This is a genomic window from Variovorax sp. J2P1-31 (genome assembly GCF_030317215.1).
Taxonomy (GTDB): Bacteria; Pseudomonadota; Gammaproteobacteria; order Burkholderiales; family Burkholderiaceae_C; genus Variovorax.
This window is the reverse complement of record NZ_JASZYA010000001.1, coordinates 803,940-830,482: the sequence shown is the minus strand read 5'-3', so window position 1 is coordinate 830,482 and position 26,543 is coordinate 803,940. Positions and strand designations below refer to the sequence as shown.

General features: G+C 70.0%; 27 protein-coding genes. 16 read left to right on the top strand and 11 right to left on the bottom strand.

The genetic code is table 11. The features are described from left to right. Positions 1 to 28 precede the first annotated feature (28 nt). A complete protein-coding gene (locus QTI20_RS03815; RefSeq protein WP_286550107.1) occupies positions 29 to 673 on the bottom strand; it encodes a winged helix-turn-helix transcriptional regulator in 645 nt (214 codons plus the stop codon). 68 nt (positions 674 to 741) lie between these two features. Between QTI20_RS03815 and QTI20_RS03810 the strand changes: the two genes are divergently transcribed. Both QTI20_RS03810 and QTI20_RS03805 read left to right on the top strand, forming a co-directional pair. Beyond that, positions 742 to 1,113 carry a RidA family protein gene (locus QTI20_RS03810; protein ID WP_353507268.1) on the top strand — a complete coding sequence of 124 codons (372 nt, stop codon included), beginning with the start codon at positions 742 to 744 and terminating at the stop codon, positions 1,111 to 1,113. A gap of 112 nt (positions 1,114 to 1,225) precedes the next feature. Then, complete coding sequence (locus QTI20_RS03805; protein WP_286550112.1) at positions 1,226 to 2,191, top strand: hypothetical protein; 966 nt, start codon at positions 1,226 to 1,228, stop codon at positions 2,189 to 2,191. 15 nt (positions 2,192 to 2,206) lie between these two features. Here the strand turns inward: QTI20_RS03805 and QTI20_RS03800 are convergent, their stop codons facing one another. Continuing rightward, positions 2,207 to 2,596 (bottom strand): GNAT family N-acetyltransferase, encoded by a 390-nt coding sequence (locus QTI20_RS03800; RefSeq protein ID WP_286550115.1) that lies wholly within the window; start codon positions 2,594 to 2,596, stop codon positions 2,207 to 2,209. 262 nt (positions 2,597 to 2,858) lie between these two features. On the opposite strand from QTI20_RS03800, the gene QTI20_RS03795 reads away from it, so the two are divergent. Genes QTI20_RS03795 through QTI20_RS03785 form a run of 3 tightly spaced genes read left to right on the top strand, consistent with a single transcriptional unit; the run spans position 2,859 to position 5,478 of the window. Next, positions 2,859 to 3,800, top strand: a complete 942-nt coding sequence (locus tag QTI20_RS03795; protein ID WP_286550118.1) for a TauD/TfdA dioxygenase family protein — start codon at positions 2,859 to 2,861, stop codon at positions 3,798 to 3,800. Between the two features lie 5 nt (positions 3,801 to 3,805). Beyond that, the gene (locus tag QTI20_RS03790; RefSeq protein ID WP_286550121.1) at positions 3,806 to 4,474 is read left to right on the top strand and encodes a GrpB family protein; all 669 of its coding nucleotides are present in this window, start codon (positions 3,806 to 3,808) and stop codon (positions 4,472 to 4,474) included. Next, the gene (locus QTI20_RS03785) at positions 4,471 to 5,478 is read left to right on the top strand and encodes an aldo/keto reductase (RefSeq protein ID WP_286550124.1); all 1,008 of its coding nucleotides are present in this window, start codon (positions 4,471 to 4,473) and stop codon (positions 5,476 to 5,478) included. Before QTI20_RS03790 ends, QTI20_RS03785 begins: the two co-directional genes overlap by 4 nt. Before the next feature lie 72 nt (positions 5,479 to 5,550). On the opposite strand, the gene QTI20_RS03780 is transcribed toward QTI20_RS03785, so the two are convergent. Then, a complete protein-coding gene (locus QTI20_RS03780; protein ID WP_286550125.1) occupies positions 5,551 to 6,522 on the bottom strand; it encodes an aldo/keto reductase in 972 nt (323 codons plus the stop codon). Between the two features lie 569 nt (positions 6,523 to 7,091). Here QTI20_RS03780 and QTI20_RS03775 point away from each other — a divergent pair. The 7 genes from QTI20_RS03775 to QTI20_RS03745 all read left to right on the top strand — a co-directional run bounded on the left by QTI20_RS03775 (position 7,092) and on the right by QTI20_RS03745 (position 12,365). Further along, positions 7,092 to 7,763, top strand: coding sequence for an energy transducer TonB (locus QTI20_RS03775; protein ID WP_286550126.1), 672 nt, complete (start codon positions 7,092 to 7,094; stop codon positions 7,761 to 7,763). A 97-nt stretch (positions 7,764 to 7,860) separates the two neighbouring features. Further along, the gene (locus QTI20_RS03770; RefSeq protein WP_286550127.1) at positions 7,861 to 8,727 is read left to right on the top strand and encodes a MotA/TolQ/ExbB proton channel family protein; all 867 of its coding nucleotides are present in this window, start codon (positions 7,861 to 7,863) and stop codon (positions 8,725 to 8,727) included. 2 nt (positions 8,728 to 8,729) lie between these two features. After that, a complete protein-coding gene (locus QTI20_RS03765; protein ID WP_286550129.1) occupies positions 8,730 to 9,155 on the top strand; it encodes an ExbD/TolR family protein in 426 nt (141 codons plus the stop codon). A 39-nt stretch (positions 9,156 to 9,194) separates the two neighbouring features. Further along, positions 9,195 to 9,620 (top strand): ExbD/TolR family protein, encoded by a 426-nt coding sequence (locus tag QTI20_RS03760; protein ID WP_286550131.1) that lies wholly within the window; start codon positions 9,195 to 9,197, stop codon positions 9,618 to 9,620. Next, entirely contained in the window at positions 9,617 to 10,771 is a 1,155-nt protein-coding gene (locus QTI20_RS03755) for an ABC transporter substrate-binding protein (protein ID WP_286550133.1), read from the top strand. Before QTI20_RS03760 ends, QTI20_RS03755 begins: the two co-directional genes overlap by 4 nt. Beyond that, a complete protein-coding gene (locus QTI20_RS03750; RefSeq protein WP_286550136.1) occupies positions 10,768 to 11,658 on the top strand; it encodes an ABC transporter permease in 891 nt (296 codons plus the stop codon). Before QTI20_RS03755 ends, QTI20_RS03750 begins: the two co-directional genes overlap by 4 nt. After that, entirely contained in the window at positions 11,655 to 12,365 is a 711-nt protein-coding gene (locus tag QTI20_RS03745) for an ABC transporter ATP-binding protein (protein WP_286550137.1), read from the top strand. The genes QTI20_RS03750 and QTI20_RS03745 overlap by 4 nt, the downstream gene beginning before the upstream one ends. Here QTI20_RS03745 and QTI20_RS03740 read toward each other — a convergent pair. Next, positions 12,335 to 13,579, bottom strand: coding sequence for an MFS transporter (locus tag QTI20_RS03740; RefSeq protein WP_286550139.1), 1,245 nt, complete (start codon positions 13,577 to 13,579; stop codon positions 12,335 to 12,337). The genes QTI20_RS03745 and QTI20_RS03740 overlap by 31 nt on opposite strands. A gap of 130 nt (positions 13,580 to 13,709) precedes the next feature. Here QTI20_RS03740 and QTI20_RS03735 point away from each other — a divergent pair, with 130 nt between their 5' ends. Then, on the top strand, positions 13,710 to 14,663 hold the full coding sequence (locus QTI20_RS03735; protein WP_286550141.1) for a LysR family transcriptional regulator: 954 nt from the start codon (positions 13,710 to 13,712) through the stop codon (positions 14,661 to 14,663). Between the two features lie 23 nt (positions 14,664 to 14,686). Here QTI20_RS03735 and QTI20_RS03730 read toward each other — a convergent pair whose 3' ends face one another. The 5 genes from QTI20_RS03730 to QTI20_RS03710 form a co-directional block, all read right to left on the bottom strand. Beyond that, entirely contained in the window at positions 14,687 to 15,373 is a 687-nt protein-coding gene (locus QTI20_RS03730) for a GntR family transcriptional regulator (RefSeq protein ID WP_286550143.1), read from the bottom strand. Positions 15,374 to 15,442: 69 nt separating this feature from the next. Continuing rightward, entirely contained in the window at positions 15,443 to 16,897 is a 1,455-nt protein-coding gene (gene hydA / locus QTI20_RS03725; RefSeq protein ID WP_286550145.1) for a dihydropyrimidinase, read from the bottom strand. Between the two features lie 13 nt (positions 16,898 to 16,910). Further along, a complete protein-coding gene (locus tag QTI20_RS03720; RefSeq protein WP_286550146.1) occupies positions 16,911 to 17,633 on the bottom strand; it encodes an amino acid ABC transporter permease in 723 nt (240 codons plus the stop codon). 44 nt (positions 17,634 to 17,677) lie between these two features. Then, entirely contained in the window at positions 17,678 to 18,508 is an 831-nt protein-coding gene (locus QTI20_RS03715) for an ABC transporter substrate-binding protein (RefSeq protein WP_286550148.1), read from the bottom strand. A 52-nt stretch (positions 18,509 to 18,560) separates the two neighbouring features. Next, positions 18,561 to 19,457, bottom strand: a complete 897-nt coding sequence (locus tag QTI20_RS03710; RefSeq protein ID WP_286550149.1) for a dihydrodipicolinate synthase family protein — start codon at positions 19,455 to 19,457, stop codon at positions 18,561 to 18,563. A 102-nt stretch (positions 19,458 to 19,559) separates the two neighbouring features. Between QTI20_RS03710 and QTI20_RS03705 the strand changes: the two genes are divergently transcribed. From QTI20_RS03705 to QTI20_RS03695, 3 genes are read left to right on the top strand one after another with little or no spacing between them, the layout of a single operon-like run. Then, positions 19,560 to 22,517 (top strand): FAD-dependent oxidoreductase, encoded by a 2,958-nt coding sequence (locus tag QTI20_RS03705; protein ID WP_286550151.1) that lies wholly within the window; start codon positions 19,560 to 19,562, stop codon positions 22,515 to 22,517. A 9-nt stretch (positions 22,518 to 22,526) separates the two neighbouring features. After that, a complete protein-coding gene (locus QTI20_RS03700; RefSeq protein ID WP_286550153.1) occupies positions 22,527 to 23,792 on the top strand; it encodes a M20/M25/M40 family metallo-hydrolase in 1,266 nt (421 codons plus the stop codon). Further along, positions 23,789 to 24,523: an amino acid ABC transporter ATP-binding protein gene (locus QTI20_RS03695; RefSeq protein WP_286550156.1), complete on the top strand. Its 735-nt coding sequence runs from the start codon at positions 23,789 to 23,791 to the stop codon at positions 24,521 to 24,523. Before QTI20_RS03700 ends, QTI20_RS03695 begins: the two co-directional genes overlap by 4 nt. Before the next feature lie 10 nt (positions 24,524 to 24,533). Here QTI20_RS03695 and QTI20_RS03690 read toward each other — a convergent pair whose 3' ends face one another. Both QTI20_RS03690 and QTI20_RS03685 read right to left on the bottom strand, forming a co-directional pair. Next, positions 24,534 to 25,019, bottom strand: coding sequence for a GFA family protein (locus QTI20_RS03690; protein ID WP_286550158.1), 486 nt, complete (start codon positions 25,017 to 25,019; stop codon positions 24,534 to 24,536). Between the two features lie 59 nt (positions 25,020 to 25,078). Next, positions 25,079 to 26,539 carry an N-acyl-D-amino-acid deacylase family protein gene (locus QTI20_RS03685; RefSeq protein WP_286550159.1) on the bottom strand — a complete coding sequence of 487 codons (1,461 nt, stop codon included), beginning with the start codon at positions 26,537 to 26,539 and terminating at the stop codon, positions 25,079 to 25,081. Between the last annotated feature and the right edge of the window lie 4 nt (positions 26,540 to 26,543).

Here is a 26,543-nt window from a genome sequence, read left to right as displayed (position 1 = left end):
CCGCATGATCGCCGGGCCCGGTTGCGTTCTATCGCGCCGGGGGACTTGCGGACCTCCCATCCTGCGCGTGGTCGAAGGCGGCCTGGGCGTGTTCCAGTTCGGGACCGTGCTTCAGCGCCCACTCGTAGAGCGCGGCGAAAGGCTGCTGGAGCGAGCGGCCGAGCGGGGGGATGGTGTACTCGACCCCCACCGGCTTGGTGGGCAGCACCTCGCGCCGCACCAGTCCGTTGCGCTCCAGCCGTTTCAGCGCATCGGCGAGCGCCTTGTGCGTGATCACGTCGAGCCGGCGCAGGATCTCGTTGAAGCGCGAAGGCTTCGAGCACAGCACGGTCAGGATCAACACCGACCACTTGTTGGCGATGTGCTCCAGGATCGGCCGTGTCTGACGCGCATTGATCAGCGCCTCGTCGGCGGCGTGCGGGTGGAAGCCCACGTCTATCCCGGCGCCATCCACGGTTTCGATTTCGTGCCGTGCGACGTGACGACCCAGTACCGATCCGACCTGGCCGCCGCGCTGACCCGGATCCTGACCGCTCCGACTGGGACCTGATGGCCGCCGGGTCGAGGCATGCGACCACGGCTCGGCAGCCGAGCCGCGACGGGCTACAGTCGGCGTCTTCGCCGCCGGCACGGCACCACGATGGCGTGCCCCAGTGCCGGGACGCGCGCCCATCCTTGTCCTCCCTTCTTCTCTCTCGACTTTCAGCCATGACCGACCGAACCCTCGTCCTTCCCGAGTCCATGACGATCCTTGCCGAAAAGGCGGGCTACGCGCCCGCGGTCAAGGTGGGCACGACGGTCTACTGCGCGGGCCAGGTCGGCCGCACGGCCGACCTGGAGGTCATCGTGGACCCCGAGAAGCAATTCGTCGCGGCCTGGGACAACCTCCGGCGGGTGCTGGCCGAGGCCGGCTGCACTTTTGAGGACGTGGTGGACATGACCACCTACCACGTCGACATGCGCAGCCACATGGCCGTCTTCAGAACGGTCAAGGACCGGATCTTCCCGCGCGGCAGGTGCGCGTGGACCTGCGTCGGCGTCACCGAGCTGGCCCACCCCGGACTGCTGGTGGAGATCAAGTGCGTGGCCGTCGCCCGCGGCACGGGCGTCTGATTTTTTCACTTCGACGCCGGGCAGTCTCGCCGTGGAAACGGCCTTCGACCCTGACGGTGAAACCTCAGGACACCCCTGCGCGCCTAACATCGCACTTCTCGCGCCGCAAACCATGACCCCCCTCGAAAGCGACGCTCTTGCCCTGTTCCGAGCGCACCAGATCGCCTCTGCCCCGCTCCTGCAGCGATCGCTGAACATCGATCCGAACAGGGCGTCCGGGTTGATGCAGGCACTGTTCGCCACAGGCGCCCTGAGCGAGAAGCGGCCGGACGGCAGCCGGGTGCTCCTCGATTCCCCCGATGTCAGAGAGTTCGCCGACAGTGTGTTCGAGACGGCCCTTTCGTTCCAGGAATACCACAGGCAGGGGCGCAACGGCGATACGAGGGCAATCCATCTGCTGAGCCCCTATCCCGCCGAGGTTCGCCCGGTGGCACTTCGAAACTTCATGCTCGGCCTCTATCGACACGAGAAGCTGACGCTGCTGGAAGCAGCCTGCCGACTGGCGGAGTGGCCGCATCCCCAACGCCCGCCGAACACCTTCGACCCCGCCGCGGTGAAGCGGCGGCTGGATGAGCTTCGCTTCGAGCACGAAGCCTTGTACGCGGATCAACCATGGCCATTGGACCCGGTGGAGAGCGAGTTCCACCGATTGGCCAGATACCTTCACAGGGAGTGGCGGCACGGCCGAAGTGGCGACACCCGGGCATTCCTCTTCATCTCCAGCGCTTTCATTCCGCGAGGCAGGGGTCACAGAGGAGCTGGGCACGCAGAACATGTCGTTCCGCGCAAGTTTCTGATCGAGCACTGCAAGCAGATGTTCAAGGACGGACGCACCTTGCATGAGGTCGCAGCGATCTGCCGTGCGAACACCATCGTTGTCGAGATCCTCCAGGAGGAAGCCAAGCAGCTGGATCGGCGCATCGATTCGCTCGGGCATGGCCTAAAGACCCGCATGCCGAGCCAATGGCGCTTCGAGAACGGCTGCGTGTTCGAGCGACTGCATGTTGCGGGGATCGCGTTCGACCCGCCACCCTCGATGCCGCGCTGCAGCTGCGCAACCGGCGAAGGCGCAGGGTGAGCACCGCGAAGTCCCTCAACGCCTCCGACGCTCCATCGCGGTCGTCGAGGCGTCGAAACCCAGCTTCGCGAAGAAACCGGCTGCGCCCTCTCTCCCGGCGCGCAGCACCCAGGTGATGCCGGGGTCCGATCCGACGAGGTGTTCGACCAGCGCCTGGCCGATGCCCTGGCCCCGCTGCGGTGCCGCAACGACGACCATCGACAGGTAGCCGTTCGAGATACCGTCGGTGATCGCGCGAGCGAAGCCGACGATGTCGTCGCCGACCACCGCGACCACCGCTCGCTGCGACGCGGCAACCAGTCGGCCGAGTTCCCCGACCTCGCCGACCCGATGGGCCCATCCATTGGCCAGGAGCAGTCGATGGACGGCCTCGAGGTCGGAAGCAGTCATGCCGCGAACCTGCATCACGGTTCCTTGTGAAATCGCGCGATTGTGCCCCCCTTCGTGGATGGCGGACGCGTGCACGCCGGATTCGTCCTCCGCACGCACGGGCCGGTCTTCGAGCGGCTGGATGCCACCGGCCAGGCGCGCTGCTGTAAAGCCAGCAGTCGTGCGCCGACGATGTTGCGCACAGAGCAGCCCGGCCGTGATCCAGCGCCTTTTCCAATGGCATGGCCCTTGCGCTGAGAAGGGTCTTCCCGATCCATTTCCACGCCAGGAGACCCGCATGTCCGTAGTTGCCGAACGCACCACGATCCAAGTCCGCCCTCTCACGCCGGTGATCGGCGCCGAGATCTCCGGCATCGACCTTCGCCAGCCGCTGGACACCGCCACGCTCGCCGCCCTCCAGGCCGCGATCCACCGGTGGCGCGTGCTGTTCTTCCGCAACCAGCCGATCACCGATGCGCAGCAGCTCGCGTTCGGCCGCGCCTTCGGTCCGCTCACGCCCGCGCACCCGATCGCGGAGGGCCTGGTCGAGCATCCGGAGATCTGGGAGCGCAAGGCCGCCGAGTACAAGTCGCTCCGGCCCGACGTGACCGTGCCCAGCGCGCCTCCGCCGCGCGACAACAAGGGCTGGCACATCGACATCACCTTCGTCGCCAACCCCAACCGCTACACGATCCTGCGCGGCGTTGACATCCCGGCCTGCGGCGGCGACACGCTGTTCGCGAACCTCGTGCGGGCCTACGACGGCCTGTCGGAGCCGATCAAGCGCCTGATCGATCCGCTCAAGGCCGTGCACCGCACCAGCGGCTACGATACCGCGGGCAGTGGCAAGGTCCGGCGCGACGGACGCTCGACCGGGCCCTTCGTCTCGCTGCATCCGCTGGTGCGCATCCACCCCGAGACCGGCGAGAAAGTGCTGTTCGTGAACCCGGGTACCACCAGCCACATCGTCGGCCTCAAGGAACCCGAAAGTCGGGGCATTCTCGAGTTGCTGGTCAACGAGATCACGCGGCCCGAGTACCAGGTGCGCTTCCACTGGTCCGCGCATTCGCTGGTGCTGTGGGACAACCAGGCCGTGGCGCATGCGGGCCCGATCGACTACGCACACTTCGACCTGCCGCGCGTGGTGCGCCGTATCACGGTGGCCGGCGAGTTGCCGCAGGGGCCCGACGGCTTCCGCTCGCAAACGCTGGAAGGCGAACTCTTCAACGTGCTGGGTTGAACCCGATGGCGAACGTGGCGGATGCCGAGCTGGCACTCGGCGTGCCGAGCGGCCAGGTCCGGCTCGTGACGCACCTGCCGGCCTGGGCGGCGCTGTTCGACGTCGAGCGCCGGCGCATCGTCTCGGCGCTGGGCACGCTGGCCGCCGACGTGCAGCACGTGGGCAGCACCTCGGTGCCGGGGCTGCTGGCCAAGCCGATCCTCGACATCGCAATCGCCGTCGCCACACCCCATGCTTCGGCGCAGGCGGTCGCGCGGCTGGCCGTGATCGGCTACCACGACTTGGGCTGGCGCAGCGCGCAGGTCGGCCATCTGCTCGAGAAGCTCGGGCCGGGTGGCCGCACCCACTGCATCCACCTGCTGCCGCGCGCGAGCCCGCACTTCCACGACTACCTGCTGGTGCGCGACCACCTGCGCAGCAACCTCGCGGCGCGGGCCGAGTACCAGGTGGTCAAGCGCACGCTCGCACTGGCCCACCCGCAGGACCGGCGCGCCTACACCGCCGCCAAGGGCGCCGAAGTGGCGCGGCTGATCGCTCAGGCCCGTGCGCGCAGCGCCATCCTGGCGGCCGCGGGCCTGCCCTTTCCCATCGGCGGCGCGCCCTTACACGCCGTCCGTCACCGAGCGTTTTCCTCCTTCCTTCTTTCTTCTCCAACCGGACCTTCCTCTCCATGAGCATTCCCACCACCCGCCTCGGCCGCACCGGCCTGACCGTCTCGCGCCTCGCGCTGGGCACCATGACCTTCGGCCTGCAGACCGAGGAAGCCGTGTCGCACCACATCCTCGACAAGGCGGCCGAAGGCGGCATCAACTTCCTAGACACGGCCGACGTCTACCCGCTGGGCGGCGGGCTCCAGACCGCCGGCCGCACCGAGGAGATCATCGGCCGCTGGCTGGCCACCGACAGCTCGCGCCGCCAGCGCTTCGTGATCGCCACCAAGGCGGTCGGCAAGGTCGGCCCGCAGGCCTGGGACCAGGGCGCCTCGCGCAAGCACCTGCTGGACGCGATCGATGCGTCCCTGGCGCGGCTGCAGACCGACCATGTCGACCTCTACCAGCTGCACTCGGACGATGTCCACACGCCGATCGACGAGACCGTCGAGGCGCTCGACACGATCGTGAAGTCGGGCCGCGCACGCTATGTCGGCGTCTCCAACTTCCTGGCCTACCGCCTGGCCAAGGCGCTGGGGCGTGCCGAGTTGCTGCGCCTGACGAAGTTCGTGTCGGTGCAGCCGCGCTACAGCCTGCTGTTCCGCGAGATCGAGCGCGAGCTGCTGCCGCTGGCCGAGGAAGAAGGCCTGGGCGTGATCCCGTACAACCCGCTGGCCGGCGGCCTGCTGACCGGCAAGCACCGCAAGGGCGCGGTGCCCGCCGACGGCACCCGCTTCACGCTGGGCACCGCGGCCGAGCGCTACCAGGCACGCTACTGGAACGACCGCGCCTTCGACACCGTGGCCCGGCTCACCGAGGTGGCCGAGCAGGCCGGCGTGCCGCTGGCCACCCTGTCGATCGCCTGGGTGCTGGCCAACCCAGCCATCACGGCGCCGCTGCTGGGCGCCAGCAGCCCGGGCCAGCTCGATGCGACGCTCGCCGCAGCCAACTACCAGCTCGCGCCCGAACTCAAGCAGAAGCTCGATGCGCTCACGCTGGACTACCGGCGCGGCGACTCGGCGCGCTGACGCGATGAGAGGCCCCGCGCAGGGGCCCGCCCTTGAAGCTCGCGCGACACCGTGTCCGCGCGCGCTTCGTGCTCAGGCGATCAGGCCGGCGAGCGCCTCGTCGATGCGCTGCACTGTGTCCGCATCGAGCTTAGGCACCACCGCCAGCGCCCCCAGGTTTTCCTGCAGCTGCGCCACCGCGGTGGCGCCGGTGATCACGGTCGATACGCGCGGGTTGCGCAGGATCCACGCGAGCGAGAGCTGCGGCAAGGTGGTCTGCAGATCGGCGGCGATGGCGGCGAGTGCGCGCAGGCCCTGCGTCAGCGCGGGGTTGGCGATGCGCTGCTGCAAGCGCTCGCCGCCGTTGACCGCGGCGCGGCTGCCGGCCGGCACGCCGTCGAGGTACTTGCCGCTCAACAGCCCCGAGGCCAGCGGGCTCCAGGTCGTCAGGCCCAGGCCGATGTCCTCGTAGAGCCGCGCGTACTCGGTCTCGACCCTGGACCGATGCAGCAGGCTGTACTGCGGCTGCTCGGTCACGGGCTTGTGCAGGTGATGGCGCTCGGCGATGTCCCAGGCCGCGCGGATCTCGTCGGCGCTCCACTCGGAGGTGCCCCAGTACAGCGCCTTGCCGCGCGCGATGATGTCGTGGAAGGCCCAGACGGTTTCCTCGATCGGCGTGTGCGGGTCGGGCCGATGGGCGTAGGCCACGTCGACATGGTCCAGCTCCAGCCGGCCCAGCGAACCGTCGATGGCGTTGAGCAGGTACTTTCGGTTGAGCGTGCGGGCTTCGTTGGGGCCGCTGCCCAGGCCGCTGAAGAACTTGGTCGTGATCACGAAGCGGTTGCGCTGCCAGCCGAGCTTCTTCAGGGCCTCGCCCATGATGCGCTCCGACTCGCCCTTGGCGTAGCCCTCGGCGTTGTCGAGGAAGTTGATGCCGCCGTCGCGCGCCGCCGCGAGGATCTCGATGGCGCCCCGGGTGTCGGTCTGGCTGCCGAAGTTCACCCAGGAGCCAAAGGACAGTGCGCTGACCTGGAGGCCGGAACGGCCGAGTCGTCGATATTGCATGGAGGGAAGAACAGAAAAAGAGAGAGAGAGAGAGAGAGAGAGAGAGAGAGTTGAGAACGCAGGAATGCGTTGCAGCTCGTTGCGAATCCTGTGCCATGTGCAAGCACTCCGGATTGCTGTGCATCGAGCAGCCACGCGGTCGGGCTGCTGCGTTCACAACCGCACGCAGGGCGCGCTGCACGCACGGCATCACGTGCCGCACCGACGGGGCGCGTGGCCGCGGCACGACGCAAGCGCGATGACTTCATATCGTCATGCGACACCCGAATTTGGCGCCACGGCCGCGCGCCTTCGGCACGGCCAATCTGCTTCGTGCGTGCCGAGGGTGTTGCCTGCGCAGCAGCCGCATGCACGCGAAGGTGCATGAAGACCCGCAAGCGCAACGGTTCTCTTGTGCCGAACCCGCTTCTTGAACTCCCACCTTGGGTTCGATGCCGTCGTGCCCTGCGCCATGCACGCGCAATGGCACGCTCCCTGCAATTGCCCTCGCCACGAGAGCGAGAGGCCGCGCAGTATGCGGCGCCCGCATTTCATTCCTTCCTTGGGCGCCCGGCGCCGGACCTTCATCGATGAGCTATGCCAGCCAGCAAAGAGATCCCCGTCGCCACCTGACGGGCATCGGCTTTGTGATCCTCTTCCACATCGCGCTGGTCTATGCCCTCGTGAACGGGCTGGCGCGCAAGGTCGTGGACGTGCTGGCGAATCCGCTCGAGGTGAGGATCGTCGAGGCGCCCCAGCCGGTGCAGCCACCGCCACCACCGCCACCGCCTCCGCCCGAGCGCAAGGTCGTGGTACCGCGGCCGAAGGTCACGCCGCCGCCGGCCTATGTGCCGCCGCCCGAAGTGGTGGTGAGCGCACCGTCCGCGCCCCGCATCGAGGCCACGCAGTCGCAGCCTGCGCCGCCCGCGCCCCCTTCGCCTCCCGCCCCACCGGCGGCGCCACCGGCCGCGCCACCGCCCGCACCCGTCATGGCCAGCGTGGGCGTCACCTGCCCCAACCACCTGAGCATCCGCAGCAGCGTCGCCTATCCGCCGCGTGCGCTGCAGATGAACCTCAGCGGCGACGTGCTGGTGGAGTTCATCGTGCGCGAGACCGGCGCCATCGACAACGTGCGCATCGTGAAGAGCACGAACTCGGTGTTCAACGACGTCGTGGCCGCGGCGGTGGCGCGTTTCCAGTGCGTAGGCCAGGGACAACCGGTGCGCGTGTCCGTGCCCTTCCAGTTCAAGCTGGACAACTGATCCGCGCCATGCATTTCCCTTCCTCGCCGCGCGGGCGCTGTCGATGCCCCGCCCTCCGTACCCCTCGCTCTTCCTCACCCCTCTTGCTGGAGAAACCATGACCCCCACTTCCCGCGCACTGCGCAAGGCGCGTGCCGCCCTGCCGGCCGCCTTCGCCTCGATCGCCCTAGCGCTGAGCTTCGGCCCGGCGGCCCTTGCACAGGACGGCAACGCCGCGGCCCAGGCCAGCGTCTCCAACCCCTACGGCCTCGATGCGCTGTGGGCCCAGGGCGACCTGGTGTCCAAGGCCACGCTGGTCATCCTGGTGATCCTGTCGGCCGCCAGCTGGTACGTGATCGCGACCAAGCTCTATGAGCAGCAGAAGCTGCGCTCGCATGCCAAGCAGGCGCGCAAGAATTTCTGGAACGCGGGCGGCGTCGAGCAGGCCACGCAGGCGCTCACCCCCCACGGCGCCTTCCGCTTCATCGCGCAGGCCGGGCTCGATGCACGCAAGACCCACACGGGCCTGCGCGAGCACATCGACCTCAACACCTGGGTCGGCCAGTCGATCCAGCGCGCCATCGACAACGTGCAGTCGCGGCTGCAGGACGGGCTCACGCTGCTGGGCACGGTCGGCTCGACCTCGCCCTTCGTCGGCTTGTTCGGCACCGTCTGGGGCATCTACCACGCGCTGACCGCCATCGGCATCGCCGGACAGGCCTCGATCGACAAGGTGGCCGGCCCGGTGGGCGAGGCACTGATCATGACCGCCATCGGCCTGGCCGTGGCCGTGCCCGCGGTGCTGGGCTACAACTGGCTGGTGCGCCGCAACAAGGCCGCGCTCGACGAGGTGCGGGCCTTCGCCGTCGACCTGCATGCGGTGCTGCTGGGCGGGGCGAACGTCAACGCCACGGCCTCGGTGAACCCGCAGACCGAAGCCGCCAACCACAGCGCGCCCGCCAAGCTGGTCGCGGCCCGGGCCTGAACATGGCCATGGTCGTCGGACAGTCGGGTGGTGACGACGAGATCATCGCCACCATCAACACCACGCCCCTGGTGGACGTGATGCTGGTGCTGCTGATCATCTTCCTGATCACCATCCCGGTCGTGACCCGCACGGTGCCGGTGGACCTGCCCAAGGAGGTCAACCGCCCGCGCGAGGCCAGGGCCGAGGACATCCAGCTCGCGGTCACGCGCAGCGGCCAGGTGTTCTGGAACCAGGGCGCGATCGGCAACTACGAGGCGCTGGTCGAGCGGCTCAAGCAGGTCGCCCAACAGACGCCGCAGCCCGCGATCCAGATCCGCGGCGATGGCGGCGCACCCTACGAGCACGTCGGCCGCGTGGTGCTGGCCTGCCAACGCGCCGGCATCCTGAAGATCGGCTTCATCACCGAGCCACCGCCGCGCGGCTGAACACCGCCGCGGCCCATCCCTTCCCCCGGAGACCCTTCCATGGCCATGAACTTAGGCGCCAGCGCATCGGCTGAGCCCCAGGTGATGGTGGACATCAACACCACGCCGCTGATCGACGTGATGCTGGTGCTGCTCATCATGCTGATCGTCACCATCCCGATCCAGCTGCATTCGGTGAACCTCAACATGCCGGCGCCCCAGCCGCGCACGGTCGCGCAGGAGCCCGAGGTGGTGCGCATCCACATCGACGCCGACGGCGCGCTGAACTGGAACGACGAGAAGCTCGCCGGCCTGCCGCTGCTCGAGTCGCGGCTCGCGGGCATCGCCGCACAGCCGGTGCAGCCCGAGCTGCATGTGCGGCCCGACCGTGCGGTGGACTACCGCGTGGTGGCGGCCGTGATGGCCGCCGTGCAGCGCCACGGCCTGACCAAGATCGGCCTTGTGGGCTCGGAGCAGTTCCTGTGAGCACCTCTTCTTCCCGCACCAGGACATCGCTCGCCTTCGTGGGCATCGTGCTGGTGGCCGTGACCGCCTTCCTGGCCTTCGGCCGTGGCGCCTTCGACCGCGGCGCGGCCAACCCGATCGCCCCCGCGAAGCTGGCACTCGACGCGCCGCTGCCCACCGAGGTGCCGCCGCGCACGCGGCTGGTGATCGGCGACCCGACCACGCAGCGCGTGCTCCAGCACAAGGGCTGGGACAAGAACCTGCCCTTCGACATCGAATGGGCCAACATCTCGGGCGGCCCCGGCGTGACCGAGGCCTTCCAGGCGCGTGCGCTCGACGTGGGCTCGGCGGCCAACATCCCGCCGATCCACGCGGTCTGGGTCGGCATCCCGGTCAAGATCATCGCTTGGCGCCACAAGTCCGATCCCTTCACCTACCCGACCTACGTGATCGGCCTGTCGCCCAAGTCGAAGATCGCCTCGCTGGCCGACCTCAAGGGCAAGAAGCTGGCCTTCAGCCCGGGCCAGGCGCAGGGCGCGGTGGTGCTGCGCACGCTGGCCGAAGCCGGCCTGACGCCCAAGGACGTGACATTGGTCGACCTGCCCTCGACCTCCGACGTGTACACCGGCGCGCTGGCCAGCGGCCTGGTCGACGCGGCGCCGCTGGGCCGCGCCACGCTGGGCACCAAGCGCTACCTCGATGCCTACGGCAAGGAAGGCGCGCGCATCCTCGGCCACGGCCGCTTCCGCGACGATGCCGGCAACCTCTACGTGCGCGACGAGACACTTGCCGACCCGGCCAAGGCCGCGGCCCTGCGCGCCTACGTGCAGCTCTGGGCCCGCGCCACCGAGTGGGCCGAGCAGAACCGCGCCGAATGGACCCGCATCTACTACATCGAGGACCAGGGCGTCAGCGCCGCCGATGCCCAGTACATCCTGACCCACACCGGCCCGACCGAAGTGCCCGCCGACTGGAACAACGTGATCGCGCTGCAGCAGGAGACCGTCGACTTCATGGCCCGGCAGATCGGCCGAGAGAGTTTCGACGCCGCCACCCTGTTCGACCGGCGCTTCGAGAAGATCGCCTTCGACACCATCCACGCCTCCCGCAACGCTGTCGCGGCAGCCGATGCGGTCCCCCTCCAAGAAAACCCCAAGGCCCCTACCCCATGAGCGCACATCCTCCCCCACGCGCCGGCATCGCCGTGCCCGCCGCACTCCCCCTGCACCGCCGCGAAGCCGAGCGCTTCAGCGTCGCGCGCCCGCCCACGCAGGGCCCGCGCCCGCGGCGGCTCGGCCTGGGCGCGCCGCTGCGCTACGGCTGGCTGCTGGGGCCGATCCTGCTGCTGGTCTACTGGTCGATCGGCTCGGCCACCGGCTTCATCGACAGCCGCATCCTGCCCGCGCCCTGGGTCGCGGTCACCACGGGCTACGACCTGATCGAGCAGGGCCGGCTGCAGACGCACCTGCTGGTGTCGGCCGGCCGCGCGGGCCAGGGGCTGTTCTTCGGCATCCTGATCGGCGTGGTGGTGGCGCTGCTGTCGGGCCTGAGCCTGACCGGCGGCTATGTGTTCGATGGCCTGGTGCAGATCAAGCGCGCCGTGCCCTCGCTCGCGCTGATTCCCTTCTTCATCCTGTGGTTCGGCATCGGCGAGTTCATGAAGGTCACGGTGATCACGCTGGGCGTGTTCACGCCGATCTACATCCACACGCACAACGCGCTGCGCAGCATCGACCTGCGCTATGTGGAACTGGCCGAGACGGTGCGCTTGAGCCGGGGCGAGTTCATCCGCCACGTGGTGCTGCCGGGCGCCATGCCGGGCTTCTTCCTGGGCCTGCGCTTCGCCGTCATGGGCGCCTGGCTCGGGCTGGTGGTGGTGGAGCAGTTCAATGCCACCGACGGCATCGGCTACATGATCAACCTGGCGCGCAACTACGCGCAGGCCGACGTGATGCTGGTGGGCCTGGTGCTGTATGCGCTGCTGGGCTTGGCCTCCGACTACGGCGTGCGCTACCTCGAGCGCAAGGCCCTGGTCTGGCGCAGGACGCTGGCGAAATGAGCGCGGTCGTCCGCATCCGCGCGCTCGAGCGCCGCTTCACGCGCAAGGGCGTGCTGCAGGGCATCGACCTCGACATCGCGCAGGGCGAGTTCGTGGCGCTGCTGGGGCGCAGCGGCTCGGGCAAGAGCACCCTGCTGCGCGCCGTGGCCGGGCTCGACCACGAGGCCATCGGCAGCGGACTGCTGGAAGTGCCGCAGCGGCTGTCGGTGGTGTTCCAGGATGCGCGGCTGCTGCCCTGGAGGCGCGTGCTCGACAACGTGGTGCTGGGCCTCGGCAGCGCCGATGCACGGGCCCGTGGCCAGCGCGCGCTGGAAGAGGTCGAGCTGGGCGCGCGGGCGCGGTCCTGGCCCTACGAATTGTCGGGCGGTGAGCAGCAGCGCGTGGCGCTCGCGCGCTCGCTCGTGAGCGAGCCCGAGCTGCTGCTGGCCGACGAACCCTTCGGCGCGCTCGACGCCCTCACCCGCCTGCGCATGCATGCGCTGCTCAAGCGGCTGTCGGCGCTGCACCACCCGGCCGTGCTGTTGGTGACGCACGACGTGGACGAGGCGATCGAGCTGGCCGACCGCATCGTCATGCTCGACGAGGGACGGATCGCCGCCGACCTGACGGTCGACCTGCCCACCGAGGCCCGGGCGCGGACCCAGCGCTTCGCCGACGTCCGGGCGCAGCTGTTGAACTACCTGGGCGTGGCGACGGCGGTCGACTGAGCCGCCGGCCACAGCCGCACGACCAGTGCCGCCGCGGCCGAGCCCGTGGCCAGCCCCGTGACCGCCATCCAGCCCCATTGCGCGAGCACCAGCGCGCCCAGCGCCGAGCCGATGGCCATGCCGATGAACATGCCCACGAACAGGATCGCGTTGAGCCGGCTGCGCGCGCCGGGCTCGATGCCGTAGACCATGGTCTGGTGGGCGATCAGCGTGGCCTGCACGCCGAGGTCGAAGCCCACGGCGCACAGCGCCAGCAGCCACAGCTGCGCATGCGGCGACAGCCAGGGGGCGGCCGCCATGGCGGCGAAGGACAGCACCGTCAGCGTCACGCTGCCGCGCGCCACCCAGGCCGGGCCGTGGGTGTCGGCCAGCCGGCCGGCCAGCGGCGCGGCCAGCGCACCGGCCGCGCCCGCCAGGCCGAAGGCGCCGGCCGCCGCGCTGCCCAGGTGGAAGGGCGCGCCGTGCAGCATCACCGCCAGCGTCGACCAGAAGGCGCTGAAGCCGATCACCACCAGCCCCTGCGCCAGCGTCGCGCGGCGCAGCGTGCCGTGGCGGCGCCAGAGGTCGACCAGCGAACCCATCAGCGCGCCATAGGACATCCGGGTGGTGGGCGCGAAGCGCGGCAGGCCGCGCCAGACCGCCACGCCGACCAGCGCGATGCTCGCGGCCGCGGCCACGAACATGCTGCGCCAGCCGAAGTGCTCGGCCACGAAGCCGCTGACCACACGCGACAGCAGGATGCCCAGCAGCAGCCCGGTCATCACCGTGCCCACGGCCTTGCCGCGCCGGGCCTCGGGCGCCAGCACCGCGGCGGCCGGCACGATGTCCTGCGCCAGCGTGGCCGACAGGCCGATCGCCAGGCTGGCCGCGAGCAGCAGGCCGACCGAAGGCGCGGCACCGGCCGCGAGCAATGCGACGCAGAGCACGGCCGCCTTGATCAGGATGATGGTGCGCCGGTCGTAGCGGTCGCCCAGCGGCGCCAGCAGCAGCAGGCCCAGCGCATAGCCCAGCTGGGTGAGCGTGGGCACGAAGCCCACGCTGCGCGCCGTGGCGCCGATGTCGTTGCCCAGCACGCCCAGCATCGGCTGGCTGTAATAGAGCGAGGCCACCGAAAAACCGGCCGAGCCCGCGAGCAGCAACACCAGCGCGGGAGGCAGCGTGTCCTCGACCGGAAGCGGCGCGGCCGGTGCATGCACGCATTGAATGGAAGACATGGTGTTAACCCTTAGATTCTGAAGCGAGCCGCGAGTGTGCCCAGGAAAGCCGAGCGTTGGTAGCCACAGGGCATGCACAATGCATATACGCCTGACGTATAGCAATCGCTCACCGCTCTTCCACCCTCGCATGGCCACCGCCGACCCCTCCTCCGTCTCCAACGCCGCCGGGCGCATCGAGCTGCTGCAGACCTTCGTTCGCATCGTGGAGGCCGGCAGCCTGTCGGCCGCCGCGGTGCAGCTCGGCGCGACCCAGCCGACCGTGAGCCGCCGGCTGCAGGCGCTGGAACGCGCGCTGGGCCTGCGCCTGCTCAACCGCTCGACCCATGCGATGAAGCTGACCGAGGACGGCGAGCGCTGCTACGAGCGCGCCAAGGAAATGCTGGGCAGCTGGGAGAGCTTCGAGGCCGACCTGCGCGGCGCGGGCGACGAGCCCGAAGGCACGCTGCGCGTGGTGGCGCCGCACGCCTTCGGCCAGCGCCTGCTGATGGGGCCGCTGGTCGACTACCTGCGACGCTACCCGCGCGTGTCGGTCGACTGGCTGCTGCACGACCGCCCGCCCGACTTCATCGCCCAGGGCATCGACTGCGCGATCCAGCTGGGCGAGGTGGAAGACGCGCTGCTGGTCGCGTTGCGCCTGACCGAGGTGCCGCGCATCGCGGTCGCCGCGCCGTCTCTGCTCGCAGGCCTGGCGGCGCCCACGCACGCGAGCGAGCTGGCCGCCCTGCCCTGGCTCGCGCTGCGCACCTTCTACCGCAACGAGCTCTCGCTCACGCATGTGCGCAGCGGCGAGCGGGTGCGCGTGCCGATCCACCCGCGCCTGGGCACCGACAGCCTGTTCGCGCTGCGCAACGCCACGCTGATGGGGCTGGGCGCGAGCATCGTCTCGGCCTGGACCGTGACCGACGACATCGCGCAGGGCCGGCTGGTGCACCTCGCGCCGCAGTGGCGGGCTGACCCGCTGGCCGTGCACCTGATCTATCCGCAGTCGCGCTTCCAGCCGGCCCGGCTGCGGCGCTTCATCGATGCGATGCGGGTGGCGGTGCCGATGGCGCTGGACGGCGCGGCGCAGTATGTGGACTAGCGGCCGAGCGGGCGCAACCGGCCTCAGCCGACGATCGCGCGCTTGACGTCTTCCTGCAGGCTGCGCAGGTGAGCGCACATCGCGGCACGCGCGCGCTCCGGGTCGCGGGCGCGCAGCGCGAGGATGATCTCGCCGTGCTCGTCGTGGTTCTCGCGCTGGCGGTGCAGCGGGCTGTGCAGCCTGAACAGGCGCGCGTTCACGCGCAGTTCCTCGACCAGCCGCGGCAGCACCACGTTGCCGCTGGCGGACGAGATGAGCTGGTGGAAGCGGTCGTCGAAATGCCAGTGCTCGGTCTCGTCGTGCTCGCCGGCATCGAAAGACTTGAGGTCGGCCTCGAGCGCGTCGATCTGCGCGTCGCTGATCTTGTCGACCGCCAGCACGATGGCCTCGCCCTCGATGATCTCGCGCGCGCGCATGCAGTCGAAGTACTCCTTGGTGCCCAGCGCGCGCACCGCATAGGAGCGTGCGTCGCGGCGCACCAGCAGGCCCTCGCCGGCCAGCCGCACCAGCGCCTCGCGCATGGGCGTGCGCGAGATGCGCAGGTCTTCCGCCAGCCGGGCCTCCTGCAGCGGGCTGCCGGCCGAGATCTTGCGGTCCAGGATCAGCGTGCGCAGGCTCATGTAGGCCTGCTCGGCCAGGCTGGCGGAGCGCACCTCGAGCGGCGCGATGGTGATGGTGGCGGGCTGGGCCGGGCTGGGAAGACTTGGCATGCGAGGGAAGAGAGTTTCCACAGACGGGGCGAAAAGCTTAGCAGGCCGGCCGCTGCGGCGGGAATGGTCTCACAGCCACTTGTCGAGCGGGCTGCCGGCGTTGGGCGCGCGTGGCCGCAGGCAGGGCTGGAAGCGGCCCGAGCCGGGCTCGGCCGAGAAGACGCCGTCTTCCCACACCACGCGCCCGCGCGACACCGTGATGCCGGGCCAGGCGCGCAGCCGCATGCCCTCGTAGGGCGTGTAGTCGGCCGCGTGATGCAGCATGGCGTTGGCGATCACCTTCTCCTGCCCGGCCTCGAACTGGTCCCACACCACGAAGTCGGCATCGCCGCCCACCGCGATGGTGCCCTTCTTCGGGTACAGGCCGTACATGCGGGCCGGGTTGGTGGCCGTGAGCTCGACGAAGCGGTGCACGTCGATGCGACCGGCCAGCACGCCCTCGCTCATCAGCAGCGGCATGCGCGTCTCGACGCCCGGGATGCCGTTCGGAATGCGGTCGAAGGAGGCGTCGTCGCCGGCCACGCGCTTGCCGTCGGGGCCGTGGATGTTGAAAGGCGAATGGTCCGACGAGAAGATCGTGAACAGCCCGCTCGACAGCGCGTTCCAGATGAACTGCTGGTTGGCCTTGTCGCGCGGCGGCGGGCTGCAGATGCAGCGCGCGCCGTGCATCGGATCGTCGGGGTCGATGCCCAGGTCTTCCGCGCTCAGGAACAGGTACTGCGGGCAGGTCTCGGCAAAGATCGGCAGGCCGCGCCCGCGCGCCCAGTGGATCTGCTCGACGGCCTCGCGGCCCGAGACATGCACGATCAGGATCGGCGTGTCGATCAGTTCGGCCAGCGCGATCGCGCGGTGCGTGGCCTCGCGCTCCACCGCCATCGGCCGCGAGCTCGCGTGGTAGCGCGGCGCGGTCAGCCCGGCCTCGAGCAGCTGCTCGGTGAGCCAGGCGATGCAGTCGCTGTTCTCGGCATGAACCATGGTCATCGCGCCCTGCCGGCGCGCGACCGCGAGCACCTCGATGATCTGGCGGTCGTCCAGCTTCAGGTCCTCGTAGGTCATGTAGATCTTGAACGAGGTGTAGCCCTTCTCGATCATCGCCGGCAGCTCGCGCTGCGTGACGTCCTTGGTGGGGTCGGACACGATCAGGTGGAAGGCGTAGTCGATCACCGCCTTGTCGTCGGCGCGGCGGTGGTAGTCGTCGACCGCGTCCTGGATGCTGCCGCCCTTCTGCTGCGCGGCGAAGGGCAGCACGGTGGTGGTGCCGCCGCAGGCCGCCGAGCGGGTGCCGGTGAAGAAGTCGTCGGAGAAGCGCGAGCCGTCGCTGGTGGGCTGGTCGAAGTGGCAGTGGCCGTCGACGCCGCCGGGCGTGACCAGCCGGCCGGCCGCGTCGATCTCGCGTGCGGCGCTGCCTTCGAGCTGCTGCGCGATCGCGCTGATGCGCCCGTCGCGCACGCCGATGTCGGCGGTGTAGCGGTCGCCGACCGTGGCGATGTCGGCGTTGCGCAGGATCAGGTCGTAGTGCGGCATGGGCGGTCTCCGGTCAGCGCTGCTCGAGCACCACGTCTGCGGGAGTCGCCACGGGTTCGCTCGCGTTGCCGTAGGCACGGCCGTAGTGGCGCTCGATGCGGCGCTGGATGAAGTCCCACACCGTGGTCATGAGCAGGTAGTAGATGGCGGCCACCACGAACAGCTCGAGCACCATGAACTTCTCCTGGATCAGAACCTGGGTGCGGCGCAGCAGCTCCTCCATCGAGATCACCGAGGTGATCGAGGTGGTCTTGAGCAGGCCGTTGATGCTGTTGCCCAGCGTCGGGATGATCAGCCGCAGGGCCTGCGGCATCACGATGTAGCGCATGCTCTGGGCGCTGCTGAAACCGACGGCGCGCGCGGCGTTGGTCTGCCCCGCCGACACCCCCTGGATGCCGCCGCGCACCACCTCGGCCAGGTAGGCGGCCTCGTTGAGGATCAGGCCCAGCAGCGCCGACTCGAGCACCGACAGCTTCACGCCCAGCTGCGGCAGCCCGGTGTAGATGATGATCAGCTGGACCAGCAGCGGCGTGCCGCGGAAGACCCAGATGTAGAAGTGCGCCGGCGCCGCGAGCCAGCGGTGGCGGGACAGCCGGGCCAGGGCCAGCGCGCAGCCCACGACCAGTCCACCCGCGATGGACGCCAGCGTCAGCCACAGCGTCGTGAGCGCACCCTGGAGGATGTACGGGTTGAACAGATAGTCGATGAAGCCCGACCAGTTCCAGCCTTGTCCCATGGAATTTCCTTGATTGCGAAGTCAGTGACGAGCGCGGCGCGCGCTCAGCTTGCCGGGCCCTTGACGACCACGGCACCGTCGATCGCCTTGACGCCGTACTGGTCGAACAGCTTGCCGAAAGAGCCGTCGGCCTTCATGTCGTTGAGCACCTTGGCCACCGCCAGCGACAGCTCCTTGTTCTTCGCCGCCAGCGCGACCGGCGTGGGGAACAGGCCGTGCAGCACGCGCTCGAAGTCGCCGCGCTTCTGGTATTCGGCGCCGGTGGAGTCGATCGACAGCGCGACCTCGACCTGGCCCGCGCGCAGCGACTGGAAGGCCATCGCGAAGTTCTCGAAGGTGCGGATGGTCATGCCCTTCATGCCCTTGTCGGTCAGCTGCTTGTCGAGCTCGCGCGCCTTGCGCTCCTCGAAGCCGCCGATCTCCACGCCGATGCTCTTGCCCGAGAGGTCCTCGGGCTTGCTGATCTTCAGCGGGTTGCCCTTGGCGGTGCTGATGCTGATGGCCTGGTCTTCGTAGGGCAGCATCTGCATCAGCTTGGCGCGCTCGTCGGTGTAGAAGATGCCGGTGTTGATCACGTCCCAGCGGCCGGCCTGCAGGCCCGGGATCATGGCCGAGAACTCGATGCGCACGTACTCGGGCGTGAGGCACAGGCGCTTGGCGATCGCCTCGCCCAGCTCGACCCGCATGCCCTTGAGCGCGCCGGTCTGGTCGACGAACTGCATCGGCGGCAGCGTCGGGTTGACCGACATGATCAGCGTGCCCTTCTTCACCAGCGCGGCGTCGGACACCGGCGAGGTGCAGGCCTGGGCATTGGCGATCCCCGTCCCGAGAATGGAAAGAGCAGCGGCCGTGGCGAAAGCGGAGAGCAGTTTCATGGTGATGTCCTGGTGAAGGTGGAACGAGGCGAGGGGTGGGGAAAGGCGGCGCTCAGCGCGCGATGGAATCGAGCAGGCCGAGCCGGTCGAGCGCCAGGCGCAGGTCGGCGGCATCGGCGGCGGGCAGCGGCAGCCGCGGCGCGCGCGGCTGGCCCACGGGCAGGCCCATCATCGACAGGCCGTCCTTCGAGGCCGCGACATAGCGGTGGCCGCCGACCCAGCGCACGATCGGCAGCATCTTCTTGTAGAGCGCCAGCGCGGCGGGCATGTCCTGCTCGTCGGCCACCAGTTCGAACAGGCGGGCCGACATCTTCGGGATCAGGTTGGAGCAGACCGCGACCCATCCCTGCGCGCCGAGCCAGAAGGACTCGTAGCCCAGGATGCCGGCGAACACCGTCATGCGGTCGCCGCAGAGCTCGATGATGTCGCGCACCCGCGTGACCTCGAGCGTCGACTCCTTGATGTAGAGGCAGTTGTCGATGTGCGAGAGGCGCGCGACCAGCTCGGGCCTGAGGTCGACGTTGGCCGTGGCCGGGTTGTTGTAGACCATGATCGGCACGTTGATCGCCTCGCCCACCTTGCGGTAGTGGGCGAACAGCTCGTCGTCGGTGGGCGAGCTGTAGAAGGGCGGAATGATCATCACGCCGTCGGCGCCCATGCTTTCGGCCTCGCGGCTCAGCCGCACGCACTCGTCGGTCCACTCCGCGCCGGTGCCGATCAGGACGGGCACGCGTTTTGCTGCGGTCTGCACACAGGTCTCGATCACCAGCTGCCGCTCTTCCGGCGTCAGCGAGAGGAACTCACCGGTGCTGCCCAGGGGGATCAGCCCGTGGATGCCCTCCTCGATCTGCCAGTTCACCAGCTTCTTGAGCGCCGGCACGTCCACGTGCTTTCCGTCGGCGGTCATCGGGGTGATCAGCACCGTATAGGTGCCACGGAAGGCTGTCATGGGTCGGTCCTCGGTAAAAAATCGGGTGACGAAGTGCTTGTATACGTCTAGTATACGTATACGTTCAATCGCATCAAGCGGTTTTTTGCTTCGAACCTGTTCATGAGCGCACGCCTCACCCATTCCTCCATCGCCGCCGCCGGCCGGCCGATCCGCTTCTGGTACGACGGCCAGCCCGTCGATGGCCTCGAGGGCGAGACCGTGGCGGCCGCACTCGCCGCCAGCCACCTGCGCCAGTTGCGGCACACGCGCGACGGCCAGCGCCGCGGCCTCTACTGCGGCATGGGCGCCTGCTTCGACTGCCTGGTGACGGTCGACGGCGTGGCCAGCCAGCGCGCCTGCCTGACCAAGGTGGCGGACGGCCAGCAGATCCGCTCGGCCATGCCCGCCGGCACGCCGGCCGACCCACTGCAGCCGCTGACCCCGGCCGCCGCCGAGCGGCCGGCCGAACGCGAGGTCGACGTGCTGGTGGTGGGCGCCGGGCCGGCCGGCCTGTCGGCCGCGCTGGCCGCGCGCCAGGCCGGCGCCGAGGTGCTGGTGCTCGACGAACGGCTGCAGTCGGGCGGCCAGTTCTACAAGCCGCTCGCGCCCTCGCAGCAGGCGCCCCGCCCCGCCGACCGCCAGTTCGCCGACGGCTTGGCGCTCGAACGTGAAGTGCGGGCCGCCGGCGTGACGGTGGCGCAGGGCGCGCAGGTCTGGGCCGCGTTCTCCGCGCATGAAGTGAGCGCCCTGATCGACGGCCGGGCCACCAACATCCGCTGCCGCCAGCTGGTGATCGCGCCCGGCGCCTACGAGCGGCCGGTGCCCTTCCCCGGCTGGACCCTGCCCGGCGTGATGACCACCGGCGCGGCCCAGACGCTGGCGCGCGCCTACCGCGTGGCGCCGGGCCGGCGCGTGGTGATCGCGGGCAATGGCCCGCTCAACCTGCAGCTCGCGGCCGAGCTGCTGGCCGGCGGCGCGCAGGTGCTCGCGGTGCTCGAATCGGCGGCCCGCCCCTCGCTTTCGCGCGACTGGCGGCAGCTGCTGACCACCGCGCGCACGGCGCCCGACCTGGTGCGCCAGGGCTGGGCCTACCTGCGGCAGCTGCGCGCGCACAAGGTGCCGGTGCTGTGGCGCCATGCGGTGGTGGCGGCCGAAGGCGACGGCGAACTGCAGGCTGTGCAGGCCGTGGCGCTGGACGCGCAGGGCAAGGCCACCGACGCGCCGCCGATCCGCTTCGAGGCCGACACGCTGTGCCTGGGCTACGGCTTCATCCCCTCGACCGAACTGGCGCGCATGCTGGGCTGCGCGCACCGCGTGGTCGATCGCCACCTGGGCTACCTCGCGACCGTGACCGCCGAGAACGGCGCCACCAGCCTGCCCGACGTGTTCGTGGTCGGCGACGGTGCCGACATGGGCGGCTCGCGCGTGGCGCTGGCCCGCGGCACGCTGGCCGGCCGGGCCGCGGCGCGCAAGCTCGGCCTGTCGGCGCCGCCCGCGGTCGCGCCCGCGAAGACCCGCGCGCGGCTGCGCCAGGCCGAATGCTTCCAGCAGGCGCTCTGGTCGCTCTACGAAGCGCCTCCCGTGGCGCTGGCCGCGGTCAGCGACGACACGCTGCTGTGCCGTTGCGAGGAGATCACTTTCGGCTCGGTGCGCGCGCAGATCCGCGCGGGCCGCGACACGCTGGCCGCGCTCAAGCGCAACACGCGGCTGGGCATGGGCCGCTGCCAGGGCCGCTACTGCGCGGTCACGGCGGCGCGGCTGGTCAGCGAGATGACGGGCCGGCCGCTCGAGGTGGAGCAGTACTTCGCGCCGCGCCCGCCCGCCAAGCCGGTGCCGGCCGGCGCGCTGGGCTTCGAGAAGCCCGAATGGGGCGGCCACAAGCCGGCGATCACGCCCAACCTCGCGCGCCCGGTGGAGCACGCGCCCTTCGACATCCTGCGCACCGACGTGCTGGTGATCGGCGCCGGCGTGCTGGGCTCCTGCCTGGGCCACTACCTGTCGAAGGCGGGCCAGGACGTGACAGTGGTCGACCGCGACGACCTCAACCTCCAGGCCTCGGGCGCCAACGCGGGCAGCCTGCATGTGCAGCTGCTGTCCTTCGATTTCGGCGCCAAGGCGCAGGAAGGCGGCGGTCCGGCCGCGGCCACGCTGCCGCTGGGCCCGATGTCGGTGCGGCTGTGGCAGGAGATCGAGGCCGAGAGCGGCGAGGACCTGGAGATCAAGATCACCGGCGGCCTGATGGTGGCCGATTCCGAAGCCGGCATGCGCTTCATCGAGGCCAAGGCCGCGCTGGAACGCAGCCACGGCATCGACGCGCAGGTGATCGACGCCGCCACGCTGCGCCGGCTGTCGCCGGCCCTGTCGCCGCAGCTGCTGGGCGCCGAGCTGTGCCCGATGGAAGGCAAGATCAATCCGCTGCGCGCGACCTACGCCGTGGCCGCGCTCGCGCGGCAGCAGGGCGCGCGCTTCCTGCGCGGCTGCGACGTGCAGGACATCGAGCGCCGACCCGGCGACGGCGCCGGCTTCGTGGTCCACACCTCGCGTGGCGTGATCCACGCAGGCCGGGTGGTCAACGCCAGCGGCGCCTGGTCGAGCAAGGTGGGCGACATGCTCGGCGTGCCGATCCCGGTCAAGGGCGCGCCGCTGCAGATGATCGTGACCGAGCCCGCGCCGCCGCTGGTCAACCACCTCGTCGCCCACGCCGACCGGCACCTGAGCCTCAAGCAGGCGGCCACCGGCGGCCTGATCATCGGCGGCGGCTGGACCGCGGCCTTCCACGAAGGCATGCGGCTCAACCGCGCCGAACGCAGCAGCATCGAGGGCGGCCTGTGGGTCGCGCGCCAGGTGCTGCCGGCGGTGAGCGGCCTGCACATGGTGCGCTGCTGGGCCGGCATGAACGTCAACATCGACGGCGCGCCGATCCTGGGCGACGTGCCCGGCGTGCCCGGCTTCTACAACGCCGTCACCTCCAACGGCTACACGCTGGCGCCGATTGCCGCGCGCCTGGTCACCGACCTGATCGTGCATGGCCGCACCGCCATCGACATCACGCCTTTCCGCATCGACCGCTTTCTCTGACGGAGCCCCATGACCGAACCCTCCCCCGCGCGCGCCGTGCTGCGCCAGTTCATCGACACGCACTTTGAAGACCAGGTCCGAACCCTGGCGCGGCTGGTGCAATGCCCCTCCGACAACCCGCCCGGCGACTGCGCGCCGCACGCCGAAGTCTCGGCCCGCCTGCTCGAGGACATGGACCTGGTGGTCGAGCGCCATGCGGTGCCGCCCGGCTTCGCGCAGCAGCACGGCATGCGCAGCGTGACCAACCTGATCGTGCGCGAGCGCTTCGGCGAGGGCCCGGTGATCGCGCTCAACGCGCACGGCGACGTGGTGCCGCCGGGCTCGGGCTGGAGCCGCTCACCCTACAGCGGCGAGGTGCGCGAGGGCTGGCTCTACGGTCGCGGCGCCGCGGTCTCGAAGTCGGACTTCACCACCTATGCCTTCGCGCTGCGCGCCCTGAAGGAACTGCGCGCCAGCGGCACGCCGCTGGCCGGCACGGTCGAGCTGCACTTCACCTACGACGAGGAGACCGGCGGCATGACCGGCCCCGGCTGGATTCTTTCGCAGGGCCTGAGCCGGCCCGACTACGTGATCTCGGCCGCCTTCTCGCACCATGTGGTGGTGGCGCACAACGGCTGCCTGCACCTCGAAGTGACGCTGCGCGGCACCTCCGCGCACGCGGCGCGGCCCGACACCGGCGCCGACGCGATCGAGGCGGCCGCCACCCTGCTGCCCGCGCTCTACCGCTACCGCGACCAGCTCGTGCACCGGCCTTCCCGGACGCCGGGCATCACGCATCCGACGATGGTCGTCGGCCTGATCGAAGGCGGCATCAACACCAACGTGGTGGCCGACATGCTGAGCCTGCGCATCGACCGCCGCATCGTGCCGGAGGAAGTGCCCGAGGCGGTCGAGGCCGAGCTGCGCCAGGTCATCGAGGACGCCTGCGCCGCCCTGCCGGGCATCACGGTCGAGATCCGCCAGATCCTGCTGGCCCGTCCCTTCGCGCCTGCGTCCGGCGCGGCCGAATTCGCCGAATTGATGTGCCGCGAAGCCAGCGCGGTCATGGGCAAGCCCGTGACGCCCATCGGCGTGCCGCTCTACACCGACGCGCGGCTCTACAGCGAAGCCGGCATCCCGACCGTGATGTACGGCGCCGGCCCCGAATCGCTGCTCGAAGCCAACGGCCACCGCGCCGACGAACGCGTACCGCTCGACGAACTGCGCAAGGCGACCGTGGTGGTCGCCAACACGCTCCTGCAACTCCTGACCTCGCCCGCAAAGGAAAAACCATGATCGACATCCAGCAAGTGAGCAAGTGGTACGGCGCCTTCCAGGTGCTGACCGATTGCACGACCCAGGTCCGCAAGGGCGAGGTGGTGGTAGTCTGCGGCCCCTCGGGTTCGGGCAAGTCCACGCTGATCAAGTGCGTGAACGCGCTCGAACCCTTCCAGCAGGGCCAAATCACGGTCGACGGCGTGGCGGTGGGCGACCCCAAGATCGACATCAACCGGCTGCGCTCGCGCGTGGGCATGGTGTTCCAGCACTTCGAGCTCTTCCCTCACCTCTCGATCGAGCAGAACCTCTCGATCGCGCAGGTCAAGGTGCTCAAGCGCTCGTCGAGCGAGGCGCGCACGCGCTCCATGGCGCTGCTCGAGCGCGTGGGCATGCGGGCCCATTCGCACAAGTTTCCCTCGCAGCTCTCGGGCGGCCAGCAGCAGCGCGTGGCCATCGCGCGCGCGCTGGCGATGGACCCGATCGCGATGCTGTTCGACGAACCCACCTCGGCGCTCGACCCCGAGATGGTCAACGAGGTGCTCGACGTGATGGTGCAACTGGCGCGCGAAGGCATGACGATGATGTGCGTCACGCACGAGATGGGCTTCGCGCGCAAGGTCGCACACCGCGTGATCTTCATGGACCGCGGCAGCATCGTCGAGGACTGTGCCAAGGAGGAGTTCTTCGGCAACGTCGAGGCGCGCTCCGACCGCGCCCAGCAGTTCCTCTCGAAGATCCTGCAGCACTGAACCTGGCTGGCTAACCCTCCAGCCCGTGCCGCTGGTGCCACTCCGCCAGCGATTCGGACGGAAAGCGCGCGAAGTGCCTGTGGCCGCGGCCCTTGGGCACGTCCTCCCAGTTGGCGGCAAAGTCCAGCGCCGCCTCCACCACCTCGGGCGGCTTGGGCAAGGGCGTGTCGATGGCCGAGGCCTGCGGGTGGATCAGCTCGGGCCAGCGCGGGTCCCACAGCCACAGCGCGCTGCCGCATTTGAGGCAGAAGCGGCGCTCGGCCTTGGAGCGGGTGGCGCGTTTGCCCTCTTCCCGCATCACGGCGTGGTAGGTGCCCAGGTGCTTCGCGCCCTTGAGCTTCAGCGTGCGGGCGTCGCCGCCCAGGTTGATCGCATAGCCACCGCCCCCGGCCGTCTTGCGGCAGATCGAGCAATGGCAGTGCATGAACGGCACCGGACTCTCGGCTTCGAGCGAGAAGCGGACAGCGCGGCAGTGGCAGGAGCCTTCGAGGTGCATGGGTTTCCTCTCGCGAGCGGATCGATCGATCCGGTGCGCCCCACTCTACACAACGCGCCTCAGGCGGCCGGTGCGCGGGTCAGCACCTGCCCGGCCCGGGCACCCGTCGAGGCGCCCGCGCGCCAGGTCGGCACGCCGTTGACGAGCACCGCCTCGATGCCTTCGGCCGCCTGCTCGGGCTCGGCGTAGGTGGCGGCGTCGCGCACGGTGGCCGCGTCGAAGACCACGATGTCGGCATGCTGCCCCACGGCCAACGTGCCGCGCCCCTGCAGGCCGAAGTTGCGCGCCGTGAGCCCGGTCATCTTCCAGACCGCGGTCTCGAGCGGGAACAGGCCGATGTCGCGGCTGTAGCGGCCCAGCACCCGCGGGAAGGTGCCCCACAGCCGCGGGTGCGGGCTCGGGCCGGTGGGCAGGCCGTCGGAGCCGATCATGGTGTCGTCGAAGGCCAGCACGCGCTGCACGTCGTGCTCGTCCATCAGGAAGGTGATCGCGCTGCCGGGCTGCAGGCGGCGCGCGGCCTCTTCACGCGGCACGCCCCAGTCGCGCGCGATGTCGTCGAGGTCGCGGCCCGCGCACTCGGGGTGCGGCGTGCTGGAGGCGATCAGCACGCGGCCGTCGAGCATGCCGCGGTCGGTGCGGATCATGGTGGAGCCGGCATCGTAGGGGTAGCAGTCGAGCGCCACGCACTGGTGTGTCATCGCCTCGCGGATGCGCGGCAGCGTCTGTGCGGTGCGCCCGAAGTTGGCGCGCCCCTGCACCTTGTGGTGCGAGATCACCACCGGCACGCCCAGCGCCTGGCCGATGGCGAAGGTTTCCTCGAGCGCGTCCATCACCTGGCCCGATTCGTCGCGCATGTGGGTCGCGAAGCGCGCGCCATGCACGGCCAGGTCGCGGCCGACCGCGATGATTTCCTCGGCCGAGGCATGGGCCGCGGGCGGATAGAAGGTGCCGGCCGAGAGGCCCAGCGCGCCGGCCTCGAGGGCTTCGCGCAGCAGCTCGCGCATGGCCTCGATCTCGCCCACATCGGCGCCGCGCTGCAGGTCGCGCATGGCCCAGACGCGCAGGTTGGTGTGGCCCACGAAGGCCGCGACGTTGAGCGCGGCCGGGCGGTCGCGCAGCGCCTGCAGGTAGTCGCCGAAGCGTGCGAAACGCGCGCCGTCGGCATCGTCCATCAGGCCCATGGGCATCGGCAGCACATCGCCCGTGCGCAGCGGCGCGGCGCTCATGCCGCAGTTGCCGGTGATCACCGTGGTCACGCCCTGCGAGACCTTGAAACGCATCTCCGGCTGCAGCAGCAGCGCCTGGTCGTCGTGCGTGTGGGCATCGATGAAGCCCGGTGCGACGATGCGGCCGGTGGCGTCGATCACCTGCGCGGCCCGAGCCCGTGGCAACGCGCCGATGGCCGCGATGCGGCCGCCGCGCACGCCGACGTCGGCAAGGAAACGCGGTGCGCGCGTGCCGTCGATCACGGTGCCGCCGCGCAGCAGCAGGTCGAAGGAATCGTTCTCGGTGGGGTTCATCTCG

What these genes read in the sequence shown, in the direction of transcription:
- QTI20_RS03785 (WP_286550124.1), top strand. Translation starts at nt 4,471, where the DNA reads ATGAGCATTCCCACCACCCGCCTCGGCCGCACCGGCCTGACCGTCTCG.
- QTI20_RS03800 (WP_286550115.1), bottom strand. Translation starts at nt 2,596, where the DNA reads ATGCAGGTTCGCGGCATGACTGCTTCCGACCTCGAGGCCGTCCATCGA.
- QTI20_RS03805 (WP_286550112.1), top strand. Translation starts at nt 1,226, where the DNA reads ATGACCCCCCTCGAAAGCGACGCTCTTGCCCTGTTCCGAGCGCACCAG.
- QTI20_RS03810 (WP_353507268.1), top strand. Translation starts at nt 742, where the DNA reads ATGACGATCCTTGCCGAAAAGGCGGGCTACGCGCCCGCGGTCAAGGTG.
- hydA (WP_286550145.1), bottom strand. Translation starts at nt 16,897, where the DNA reads ATGCCGCACTACGACCTGATCCTGCGCAACGCCGACATCGCCACGGTC.
- QTI20_RS03770 (WP_286550127.1), top strand. Translation starts at nt 7,861, where the DNA reads ATGACCCCCACTTCCCGCGCACTGCGCAAGGCGCGTGCCGCCCTGCCG.
- QTI20_RS03780 (WP_286550125.1), bottom strand. Translation starts at nt 6,522, where the DNA reads ATGCAATATCGACGACTCGGCCGTTCCGGCCTCCAGGTCAGCGCACTG.
- QTI20_RS03685 (WP_286550159.1), bottom strand. Translation starts at nt 26,539, where the DNA reads ATGAACCCCACCGAGAACGATTCCTTCGACCTGCTGCTGCGCGGCGGC.
- QTI20_RS03790 (WP_286550121.1), top strand. Translation starts at nt 3,806, where the DNA reads ATGGCGAACGTGGCGGATGCCGAGCTGGCACTCGGCGTGCCGAGCGGC.
- QTI20_RS03720 (WP_286550146.1), bottom strand. Translation starts at nt 17,633, where the DNA reads ATGGGACAAGGCTGGAACTGGTCGGGCTTCATCGACTATCTGTTCAAC.
- QTI20_RS03815 (WP_286550107.1), bottom strand. Translation starts at nt 673, where the DNA reads ATGGGCGCGCGTCCCGGCACTGGGGCACGCCATCGTGGTGCCGTGCCG.
- QTI20_RS03730 (WP_286550143.1), bottom strand. Translation starts at nt 15,373, where the DNA reads ATGCCAAGTCTTCCCAGCCCGGCCCAGCCCGCCACCATCACCATCGCG.
- QTI20_RS03745 (WP_286550137.1), top strand. Translation starts at nt 11,655, where the DNA reads ATGAGCGCGGTCGTCCGCATCCGCGCGCTCGAGCGCCGCTTCACGCGC.
- QTI20_RS03775 (WP_286550126.1), top strand. Translation starts at nt 7,092, where the DNA reads ATGAGCTATGCCAGCCAGCAAAGAGATCCCCGTCGCCACCTGACGGGC.
- QTI20_RS03695 (WP_286550156.1), top strand. Translation starts at nt 23,789, where the DNA reads ATGATCGACATCCAGCAAGTGAGCAAGTGGTACGGCGCCTTCCAGGTG.
- QTI20_RS03710 (WP_286550149.1), bottom strand. Translation starts at nt 19,457, where the DNA reads ATGACAGCCTTCCGTGGCACCTATACGGTGCTGATCACCCCGATGACC.
- QTI20_RS03795 (WP_286550118.1), top strand. Translation starts at nt 2,859, where the DNA reads ATGTCCGTAGTTGCCGAACGCACCACGATCCAAGTCCGCCCTCTCACG.
- QTI20_RS03690 (WP_286550158.1), bottom strand. Translation starts at nt 25,019, where the DNA reads ATGCACCTCGAAGGCTCCTGCCACTGCCGCGCTGTCCGCTTCTCGCTC.
- QTI20_RS03735 (WP_286550141.1), top strand. Translation starts at nt 13,710, where the DNA reads ATGGCCACCGCCGACCCCTCCTCCGTCTCCAACGCCGCCGGGCGCATC.
- QTI20_RS03760 (WP_286550131.1), top strand. Translation starts at nt 9,195, where the DNA reads ATGGCCATGAACTTAGGCGCCAGCGCATCGGCTGAGCCCCAGGTGATG.
- QTI20_RS03765 (WP_286550129.1), top strand. Translation starts at nt 8,730, where the DNA reads ATGGCCATGGTCGTCGGACAGTCGGGTGGTGACGACGAGATCATCGCC.
- QTI20_RS03700 (WP_286550153.1), top strand. Translation starts at nt 22,527, where the DNA reads ATGACCGAACCCTCCCCCGCGCGCGCCGTGCTGCGCCAGTTCATCGAC.
- QTI20_RS03715 (WP_286550148.1), bottom strand. Translation starts at nt 18,508, where the DNA reads ATGAAACTGCTCTCCGCTTTCGCCACGGCCGCTGCTCTTTCCATTCTC.
- QTI20_RS03705 (WP_286550151.1), top strand. Translation starts at nt 19,560, where the DNA reads ATGAGCGCACGCCTCACCCATTCCTCCATCGCCGCCGCCGGCCGGCCG.
- QTI20_RS03740 (WP_286550139.1), bottom strand. Translation starts at nt 13,579, where the DNA reads ATGTCTTCCATTCAATGCGTGCATGCACCGGCCGCGCCGCTTCCGGTC.
- QTI20_RS03750 (WP_286550136.1), top strand. Translation starts at nt 10,768, where the DNA reads ATGAGCGCACATCCTCCCCCACGCGCCGGCATCGCCGTGCCCGCCGCA.